The sequence below is a fragment of the Psychrobacter sp. TB20-MNA-CIBAN-0197 genome (assembly GCF_040309765.1).
GTDB lineage: Bacteria > Pseudomonadota > Gammaproteobacteria > Pseudomonadales > Moraxellaceae > Psychrobacter > Psychrobacter submarinus.
Genome location: NZ_JBEOPC010001131.1, coordinates 1 through 249 on the forward strand (window position 1 = coordinate 1; position 249 = coordinate 249).

At 72.7% G+C, this 249-nt stretch carries 1 protein-coding gene; it reads right to left on the reverse strand.

Annotation, left to right across the window (positions count from 1 at the left end; genetic code table 11):
* Positions 1 to 205: hypothetical protein (locus AAEY83_RS17465; protein WP_351061212.1), on the reverse strand; the 205-nt coding region annotated here is incomplete at its 3' end.
* Between the last annotated feature and the right edge of the window lie 44 nt (positions 206 to 249).

Sequence of the window (249 nt, forward strand, 5' to 3'; positions counted from 1 at the left end):
CGCCCGCGCTTGTCTCGATCGCGGCGGACGCAACGGTCAGCCCGGCCGAACGCACGTAATCCGCCGCCGCGATGCGGGCGGCGACCGCATCGGACGGCGCCGGCGTGCCGTCCGACAGCGCGAACGGCTGGCCGTCGCGCAGCGAGGCGTCGGTGTGGTTCGCGTAGTAGCGCCACCGGTCGAGGAAGCGGATGTCGCCGGTCATGTGCAACGCACGGATCGGCTCGCCGTGGTACCTGAGCGTCGTCG